General features: G+C 33.5%; 6 protein-coding genes. 1 reads left to right on the top strand and 5 read right to left on the bottom strand.

Translation table 11 applies throughout. From position 1 onward, the window contains the following. Nucleotides 1–144: 144 nt before the first annotated feature. From LPB87_RS07370 to LPB87_RS07350, 5 genes are all read right to left on the bottom strand, one after another. Entirely contained in the window at nt 145–3,990 is a 3,846-nt protein-coding gene (locus LPB87_RS07370) for a PorP/SprF family type IX secretion system membrane protein (protein WP_230605482.1), read from the bottom strand. Between the two features lies 1 nt (nt 3,991). Next, nucleotides 3,992–5,458 carry a gliding motility-associated C-terminal domain-containing protein gene (locus tag LPB87_RS07365; protein ID WP_230605481.1) on the bottom strand — a complete coding sequence of 489 codons (1,467 nt, stop codon included), beginning with the start codon at nt 5,456–5,458 and terminating at the stop codon, nt 3,992–3,994. Next, nucleotides 5,455–5,856, bottom strand: coding sequence for a hypothetical protein (locus LPB87_RS07360; protein WP_230605480.1), 402 nt, complete (start codon nt 5,854–5,856; stop codon nt 5,455–5,457). Before LPB87_RS07360 ends, LPB87_RS07365 begins: the two co-directional genes overlap by 4 nt. 94 nt (nt 5,857–5,950) lie before the next feature. Next, entirely contained in the window at nt 5,951–7,240 is a 1,290-nt protein-coding gene (locus LPB87_RS07355; protein WP_129540288.1) for a hypothetical protein, read from the bottom strand. A 171-nt stretch (nt 7,241–7,411) separates the two neighbouring features. Continuing rightward, entirely contained in the window at nt 7,412–7,861 is a 450-nt protein-coding gene (locus LPB87_RS07350; RefSeq protein WP_129540289.1) for a hypothetical protein, read from the bottom strand. 491 nt (nt 7,862–8,352) lie between these two features. Here LPB87_RS07350 and LPB87_RS07345 point away from each other — a divergent pair, with 491 nt between their 5' ends. Further along, nucleotides 8,353–9,501 (top strand): DNA polymerase III subunit delta', encoded by a 1,149-nt coding sequence (locus LPB87_RS07345; protein ID WP_230605479.1) that lies wholly within the window; start codon nt 8,353–8,355, stop codon nt 9,499–9,501. Nucleotides 9,502–9,504: the final 3 nt, after the last annotated feature.

Below are 9,504 nucleotides of genomic sequence, written 5' to 3'. Positions count from 1 at the left end.
TCATTTAATAACTTACAACATTTTCCTAATGGGGCATCAGAAAAACATTGTAAATAGCACTCTAAATATTTATTCAGGTAAATAATTTTCTAAAAACAGAAGCTTATTTACCTGCTTATTCTTATAATTTTATACAATAATTTTTTATTCGTTTTCGATTTTCACAATAGACATTTTTCCGTTGTATGGCTTATTACCTTTTGTTTCTAAAGCTTTACTTGCTTCTTGCAAATCATCATACTTATCGTAATAGATATAATATTTACTAGAACTCACATTATAAAAGAAATTAATATTCGATTGACCTGCTGAAACTGCTTTGGTCAAAAATTGATTTCTTTTATCTGTACTGCTGTGAACTGCAATAATTAAGTAATATCCACTTTCAGCATTTTTAACGTTCTTGATAATTTGCATGTTCGACTGCTCGTCTCCAAAATCAAAATCATTTGCCGTTAATGCAGTACTACTTAGTTTTGTTGTTTCTTTTATACGTTTTAAAGTAGCAACATCTTGTTGGTAACGCCCTTGGTCATTCTCAAACGCTGCACGTTTAATTCTACGTTTCCTCTCTATTTCTGTTTCGAGTTTAATATTTTCTAAACTTGCTATTAAATCAGCATTATCTCTTTCGGCTTTTAATTGTTCGGCTTTTAAAGCCTCAATTTTGGCTAAGTAACTTTTGTTAAGCGCATCATTTTTATTTGGCACTTTTTTAAGTCTCTCATTGTACAAACTTGTAAGCCTAGCAAGCGCATCTTTTTGTTCTCTATTAACTTGTGCTATTTGCATTTTTAATGCTTCTAGCTCGCTATTTTCAGACGCTACGCTTTTAAATGGTTTCGGCTCTTTATATATTCCTTTTTCACTTAAATCATTTTCTTCTCTAATATCATTAAGATCTTTTTGTTTTTTAGCAACTGTTGCGGTCAATTGATTTAACAAGTCTGTTTGTATTTTATTTGAACTATCAAACATAGTTGTTAAATTATCCATTGATTTAGCAGTCTCATCTTTGGCTGCGTTAGCAGCGGCATTAGCTGCTACAAGTGCATCTGCAGCTTGTTTCTCTTTTAGTGCTGCATCTTGAGCAAGTTTTGCCTGAAGCGCATCGGCATCAGCTTTTGCTTTTGAATCAGCTTCTAATTTTGCTTTTGCATCGGCATCGGCTTTTGCTTTGGCATCCGCTGCTAACTTAACTTGTAAAGCAATCGCATCAGCTTTCGCTTTGGCATCAGCAGCTAGTTTTGCATCAGCATCTGCTTTGGCTTTTACTTTGGCTTCGGCCACAAGTGCATCAGCATCGGCTTTGGCTTTGGCATCTGCAGCTAATTTTGCTTTAGCTTCTGCATCTGCTTTAGCTTTTGCATCTGCAGTTTCTTTAGCCAATAATGCAGCTGCGGCAACTTTAGCTTTGGCATCAGCCGCTAATTTTGCTTGTAACGCAAGTGCATCAGCTTTTGCTTTAAGTTTTGCCTCTGCAGCCAATTTTGCTTGTAAAGCATCTGATTCTGCCTTCGCTTTTGCATCGGCTTCAATTATTGCTTTCAATTCTGCGGCTTCAGCTTTAGCTTTCGTCTCTGCTTTTATTTTAGCATCCGCATCTAATTTTGCCTGAATTGCATCGGCATCAGCTTTTGCTTTAGCATCAGCAACTAATTTTGCTTGAAGTGCATCAGCGTCAGCTTTAGCTTTGGCATCTGCTATTAATTTTATTTTAAGTGCTTCCGCTGCATCAGCTTTGGCTTTGGCATCCGCATCTAGTTTAGCTTGTAAAGCAGTTGCATCTACTTTAACTTTTGCATCTGCTTCTAATTTTGCTTTCATTGCTTCAACTGCATCGGCTTTCGCTTTTGCATCAGCAGCTAACTTTGCTTGAAGTGCATCAGCATCGGCTTTAACTTTAGCATCTGCGGCTAACTTAGCTTGAAGTGCATCTGCGTCAGCTTTCGCTTTGACATCAGCGGCAAGTTTTATTTTAAGTGCTTCTGCGGCATCGGCTTTCGCTTTAGCATCAGCAACTAACTTAGCTTGAAGTGCATCTGCGTCAGCTTTCGCTTTGGCATCAGTGGCAAGTTTTATCTTAAGTGCTTCTGCGGCATCGGCTTTCGCTTTGGCATCGGCGGCTAATTTAACTTGAAGCGCATCAGCATCTGCTTTTGCTTTTGAATCTGCAGCAAGCTTAATTTTAAGTGCTTCTGCGGCATCGGCTTTCGCTTTAGCATCGGCTGCTAACTTAGCTTGAAGCGCATCAGCATCTGCTTTTGCTTTTGAATCTGCAGCAAGCTTAATTTTAAGTGCTTCTGCGGCATCGGCTTTCGCTTTAGCATCGGCTGCTAACTTAGCTTTAAGTACATCGGCGTCAGCTTTCGCTTTGGCATCGGCTGCTAATTTTGCTTGTTGCGCTGTGGCATCAACTTTAGTTTTTCCATCCGATGAAAGCTCTTTTGCTTTAAGCGCTTCAGCATCTGCTTTAGACTTTCCTGCTTCTAATCTAGCTTGTGCGGCTGCATCAGCTTTCGCTTTAGCATCGGCTGCTAATTTTGCTCTATTAGTATCAGCATTGGCTTTAGATTCATTTGCTTTTAATTTAGCTTGTGCAACTGCATCTGCTCTAGCCTTAGTATCTGCAGCAAGTTTAGCTCTAACTGCTTCAGCTTTGGCTTTAGCTTCAGCCGCTCTTGATTGAACTACTTCTAATCGTGCTTGTGCTTCAGCATTAGCTTTGGCTCTATTATCAGCGGCCAATTTAGTTCTTGCTTCAGCGTCAGCTTTAACTTTAGCTTGAGTATCTAATCTCGCTTGCATTACAGTAGCATCTGCTTTCGCTTTTGCATCAGCAGCTAATTTTATTTTCTCTTCAGCATCTGCTTTAAGTTTGGCTTGAGCCTCTAACCTTGCCTGAATTGCAGCAGCATCAGCTTTTGCTTTTTCTTCTGCAGCAAGTTTAGCTTTTTCGGCTCCATCAGTTTTTACTGCTGGACTTGTAACCTTAGCTGGTGTAACTTTTTTAACCTCAGTAGGTGTAATAAGCGCTCCCTCGTCCTCTTCATTATCGCCATAATAATAACTTTTACTTTTAAATTTATAAGCAATAACAAATTCATGAGAAGCTCCGAAATTGGAAAAGTTACCCGTTCCTTTTTCGTAATTATATTCAATAGCAATTTTTGGTGTTACATTAACTCCAAATCCTGCTGACATTCCGTATAATGTATTGTAACCTGCTTGCGCCCAAAATCCTTTTGGAATAGAGATCATAGCCAATCCAGAAATTACAGTTTTGTCTTTCTTAAATTCTGATTTTACAAGCCCCGAAAATTTACTTCTGTCAAAAAAACCAAAAGCATCAATATACCCCGTATACATAAGATGTGCCTCAACAGCTTGTTCTGGATTATCTTTCACCATTTCGGAAGTGGCAAAATTATACAGTAATAGGTTGTTTACAGACAATCCTACGTCCAAAAAGGCATTTCCGTAGTTAACCCCTGGATTTATCGTAAGCATTGAATTAGAAGGGATATTATCAATGTTAAGATTCGAATCATTTGAAATAATCTTTCCTTGATCAAGTCCACTTTTATAAAACCCAACATTGGCTCCAAAAGTCAAGTTGCTATCTTCTTCAAGCATTACATTGTGAGCAAAGTTTCCTACAATTCCGAAAGTGGTCATAAGACCATAATTTTGCTGGAACAAACCAACTCCTATTCCTTGATTTTCACTAAATCTTCCTGAATAACTAAATAAATAGGTTTGCGGAGCATTATCAAATTGTACCCATTGACGCTTGTTATAAAAACTCGCATAAGTGTTTTGTTCTCTAACAAAACTGAAAGCAGGGTTAATTATATATCTATTAAATTTTAATGAATTTCTGATAGGTATAGAAAATGGAACAACTCCATCCCCTTTGACATTGTCTTGAGAATAGAGTACTTGTGTTGAGCCGTAAAGAAAAGTAATGAATAGTAAAATTTTCTTCATATTATTTAATTACAGTTATAGATCCCTTTTTTTCATCACTACCTTTTTTAATAATGTAATAATAAACTGGATTTATATTTTTAAAATCTTTTATTTCCCATTTAGAAGGATCGTAATCCACTCCATTAAACATCACCTCTCCTTGTGAACTAACAATCATAACATTTGTTTCTGCATTTTTATAATCAGCGGGTAAATCCCAAGTATTAAATGTGCTACTTAGACTTACTATGTTGGGGATGTTTTTAAGATTTGAGTCAGATACTTGAAAATCGAATTCTTGAGTTGTTGCACAACCTGAAGTTTGAGTTACAACTACTTTATAGTTACCAATTGTCTTGATTAAATAAGTATCTGTAATTGCATCTGCAATAAGAGTTCCGTTAATGTACCATTTATAAGAAGGATCAACTGCATCAGTAGTTACAGTGACGTCTAATGTCTCACCAGTTTCTACGTTTATTGGATTACTATTTGGTACATTAAGATTCCCCGTGAAAGATCCTTGACTTTGCAAATTAATAGAACCGTTTCCTGTACACCCACCAAAGTCGATTTTAACAGTATATAATCCACTACTATTTGTGTCGTAAGTTTGTTTATCTGATACTAAAACATCTTTACCTGAAGCATCTTTTTTAAACCATTCGAATTTTATACCACCAGAAACACTTAAAGTAGTACTTCCTCCGTTTGGACAAAATGGATTACCGAGACTAGATGTTATAGTAGTACTCGCATCTGTTGTTGATTCTGAAACTGTGACTTGATTTGAATAAGAATTTGAGCTTAATATACAAGCTCCATAATTAGTTCTAGCATAATACACTCCCGGTTGCGTAACCGTATAGGTGCCATTAGTTGCAGTTGCTACTAATGTTTCAGGCAAAATAAGCCCATTGTTTTTATACCAGTTATATGTTAAACCAGAATGTTTTAATGGTGAATCATTAAGGGGGCCTCCAGGATTGTCAATAGATAAAATATAATTCCCTCCAGCACAATATGTAGCAGTTGGTATAAAATTATTTATAGTATATTGAGAATTATGAACTCTATAGTAAGCTGGAAATTCGATAGAAGGCTGACCAGTAGAAGCTGGTGCCGTCGCTTTTATTCTAAGTCTATATTTTTCACCTGCAGTATTTGTTGGAAACGCAACTTTTATTTTGCCAGGAGATGTAACTATTTCACCAATAGCAGAGGTATAAATTACAGTTGCTTTGGCAAAAGTTCCATCAGGTGCAGATAACTCTACTATAAACTGATTAGTAGCCAACAATCCTGTAGCTGGTGAAAAATTAAAATTCACATCATAGCTATTAAATCCAGGGCTAGCACAAACAGGGCTAAAATTAAATGTAGGTTGCCCAATAGTTATTTGTCCGAATACATTTGTATTTGCACAAAAAAACACACATAAAAAAAGAAAGCTTATGCGAAGATTAGTAGGTAAATCTTTAATCATATTATACGCTCTTTAATTACATCGAGGTCAAAAAATAATAAACTATCTATAAAGGTTTCTGAGAAATCATACTTACAGTTTACGTCTAATGTATTTACAGAATTATTCCATGAAGTAAATAACGATTTGGGGTCGGCATTTATATCATTAGAACTATTTCCTACCGCTGAATTTATAGCAAAGCAATCTATGGGGACAGACAACTCTACTATAAATTCATTTGTAGTACTTAATTCTAAAATTGATGAAGAGCAAAGATTCTCTACAACAGTTTCGCAAATAGAAGAAGGAACAATAGGTTTATCTGTTGTTGCCTCTTGAGCGAATGTATAATTTGTTGTTATAAGTAATCCAAATAACAACATGCATGGTATTTTTTTACAAAGTGGGGCAGTCATTTTTTTATATCTTATATGTTTCCAATTAAAAACTGTAACTCTTTTACGACTAAATCATTTAAAAAGATTAAGAATCAAACTATAGGTAGGTATTCTATTTGTTTGAAGCTGTAATCTTACCGATATTAAGTCTGAAGTCAGGTCTTTTTGGATTCGATATATCTATAAAAGTTTCATTGTTATTACTTTGAGAATGAACGTTAAAGAAGATAGTATTACCATACCAATTCTCTAAGTCTTCATTGTTAGAATTAAATTCTGTGAAAATATTTCCTTTACACATATTGAAATACATTTCTTCAAATTTAAGTTTCTTCAAATTAGCATCATTTATCTCTATTTTACTATCTAATATAACCGCTGGATTAAATCCTGAGATTACACTTCTCTTAAGTTCTATGGCAGCATTGCTACCAACGTAAATAGCTTCTTTTACCAATCCAGATTGAATATCTGCACTAATATTATCACTATCATTTAACATTGTGATATTAGCCGCTGTAACCAAAGTTTGCTTTTTAGTAAAATCAGTTTCTTCTTTCTTATCATAAGATAAAACTTCCATACAACGAGAACCTTCTTTGTTACTAGTTAAGTAAGAAGATCTAACAGCCAATGAATTATATATTTTACATTGTGTTCCTTGAGTAAATTTGAAATCGTTATTGATTGATTTATAAGAAACAAATTTCGTAAGGTTTAAATCTCCACCGATCATATCAAATGAATCACCTCCTGAGAAGCTAGCCATTACGTTATCTAAAATAGTTTTATTTCCAACACCTGCTAATGTTAAAGCATTAAAATTACCATTACCTCTTACTTTTTTTCCTGCAAATTCAATTCTAACATATCTTAAAATACCTGAATTTGATGTAACATTATCTCCTCCGTATGTAGTTAACGATGGATCAAGATCGTAATTAATAGATGACATGTTTCCAAACTTGTTTATTGGAGCATCTCCTAAAATTATAATTCCTCCCCAGTCTCCAGCTTTTTTAACACCTTTATTTGAAGTAAAAACAATAGGATCCGTTTCTAAACCGTCAGCTATAATCGAAGCTCCTTTTGTAATAACAAGAGTTCCTTTTGATTCAAAGTCACCAATTATTAATGTACCAGGTTCTATAGTAAGAACAGCATTGTTAGTAACGTAAACATTACCTTGAAGAACATATATATTCCTCTTTAATAATTTTGTGTTTACAGATATTTTTCCCGCTAAAATTTGGTTAGCTTCACCATAATCAACTTTATTTGGTTTAAATTCTGTCCAATTGTTTAACCAGTTGCTATAACCCATTATTCCTTTTTCTTGTTGTGCATTTACACTGCACACCGCAAAAAGAGCGATCCAAATAATTTGTAATGATTTTTTCATGGTAGTAGGTTTTAATATTAACACTAATAATATTTGAGTTAATGAAAATTAAAAAAACTCATTTCGTTATTTTCCTGATAAATCAAAGAAAACACCGAAAACGAGTTGCATATATCCTATATCTCGTTCAACAATATACTTGTTGATGAAGAGAATAAATAGGCAAAATAATTATTCTATATTCTCGTTAAATAAATGCAATGATTTAATCGTGTTTTCATAGAATAAAATAGCAGCTATTAAATTATTTCTATCAGAATATGGCATCATTTTTTTCTCAAATTCTACAGTTATATCTAGGAAAGAATTTGTTGCTGCTAGTTGAGCGTCTTGCATTTTTTTATTCTCATTATCCGTAGGGATACCAAGATCAGCCATCGTTACTCCAGGTTTAGTAGCCAAAGCAATAAATGGTAATGTTTTCACCAAAACTTTGATACGTTCAATGTATAGTTCTAAAAGCTCTCCCTTTTGCATTGTTTTCAATTCTTTTTGATCATGGTATTTTTTGATCAATGCCGATGTACTAATAATACTTTGAGGAGCATTCTTAGCTTGAGATGATACCATCTGTGTTGACAACGTTAAAAAGATACTTAAAAAAATAATTTTCCCTTTCATAAATTCTATTTTAAAAATTCAATTATAAAAACAAAAATATGTAAATAAACTTAACTCACAATCTTTATTACCCTTTTTTTAAATAAATAGAGCCAAAATAAGACGAAAAAATACCGCATAACGACTAAATCTATTCTTTTAACGGTTTTTTTTGACTATCTAATAAAAACCATTTTATAAGAGTATGATTCTTTTTATCAAACTATATGTCAATACATTAACACATTTATATCTAAAATATCAGACTCTTTTTTAATCCTAAAACAAACGATATTAACAAGAAATGTTAATAATTATTTCATAAAACTAATTGTTATATTTTTCACAAAAAAAAATTTTTATGAAATAAATAAAAACCGTTAAAATTGATTAAAAACAAGTTCTTATGTCTAATTGTTTTTTTACAAACGAATTTAATCTTCATTTTAAGAAGGCATTAAACTTTGTAGATGAAAATTTTCGGCTAAATCATTTTCTACTATCTTTGCTTCATGCAATTTTCTGAAATTTTAGGGCAAGACCATATCAAAAATCACTTAATAAAAACTGCTTCTTCGGGGAGAATTCCTCATGCACAATTATTTATAGGTCAGGAAGGATCTGGAACTTTACCCACTGCCATAGCATACGCACAATATATATTGTGCGGAAATACTGGTCCTGATAATGAAAACGGGAATACGTCCTGTAATTTAAAATTTCAGTCCATATCACATCCCGACTTACATTTTATATATCCAACAGTAACTACCGAAGATGTAAAAACCAAACCCAAAAGTCTCGATTTTATACAAAATTGGCGCAATTTTATTCAAGAAATGCCTTATGGTGGTTTATTCGATTGGTACAAAACCCTTGGCGTTCAAAATAAACAAGGTGAAATTCGAGTAGAAGATGCTCAAGAGGTGTTAAAATCACTTGCGTTAAAATCGTATGAAGGTGGTTATAAAATTATGATCATCTGGATGGCAGATAAAATGAATATCGCAGCTTCTAATAAACTTTTAAAACTATTAGAAGAACCATCTGATAAAACTATTTTTATTTTAATATCCGAAAACGAAGAATCAATCATTCAGACCATTCGTTCACGTTGTCAAGTATTGCATTTCAACGGATTAAGTGAGAGGATAATAGCCGATGCATTAGTTTCTAAAGAAAATTTAGAGCCCAATATGGCATTAAAAATAGCTCATCAGGCACAAGGTAATTACAACAAAGCCTTACACTTAATAAAAAATGACGAAGATGAATATCCTTTTGAACAATGGTTTGTTACATGGGTTCGTGCCGCTTTTAAAGCAAAAGGAAACGCTGCAGCAATACAAGATTTAATTACCTGGAGTGAGCAAATTGCTGCTTTAGGTCGAGAAAGTCAGAAAAAATTCTTAGAATTCTGCATCGAAATGTTTCGTCAAGCCCTTTTACTTAATTATCAAGCTCCAAGCTTAGTTTATATGGAGCCTAAAGTTGAAAAATTTAAACTAGAAAATTTTGCTCCATTTGTAAATGGAAATAACATTAACGATATATTCAAAGAGCTATCTGATGCGATGTATCATATTGAGCGCAACGGAAATGCAAAAATTATTTTAACCGATTTATCCATAAAACTAACCCGTTTAATTCATAAAAAATAAAAA

This window comes from Flavobacterium sp. EDS, assembly GCF_020991525.1.
In the GTDB taxonomy this organism is placed as follows: Bacteria; Bacteroidota; Bacteroidia; order Flavobacteriales; family Flavobacteriaceae; genus Flavobacterium.
Note: the sequence above shows the minus strand (reverse complement) of the source record. Positions and strands in the feature narration are given on the sequence as shown.

Excerpts from the sequence above, each read along its gene's own strand:
- LPB87_RS07345 (WP_230605479.1), top strand. The coding sequence starts at position 8,353 with ATGCAATTTTCTGAAATTTTAGGGCAAGACCATATCAAAAATCACTTA.
- LPB87_RS07360 (WP_230605480.1), bottom strand. The coding sequence starts at position 5,856 with ATGACTGCCCCACTTTGTAAAAAAATACCATGCATGTTGTTATTTGGA.
- LPB87_RS07365 (WP_230605481.1), bottom strand. The coding sequence starts at position 5,458 with ATGATTAAAGATTTACCTACTAATCTTCGCATAAGCTTTCTTTTTTTA.
- LPB87_RS07355 (WP_129540288.1), bottom strand. The coding sequence starts at position 7,240 with ATGAAAAAATCATTACAAATTATTTGGATCGCTCTTTTTGCGGTGTGC.
- LPB87_RS07350 (WP_129540289.1), bottom strand. The coding sequence starts at position 7,861 with ATGAAAGGGAAAATTATTTTTTTAAGTATCTTTTTAACGTTGTCAACA.
- LPB87_RS07370 (WP_230605482.1), bottom strand. The coding sequence starts at position 3,990 with ATGAAGAAAATTTTACTATTCATTACTTTTCTTTACGGCTCAACACAA.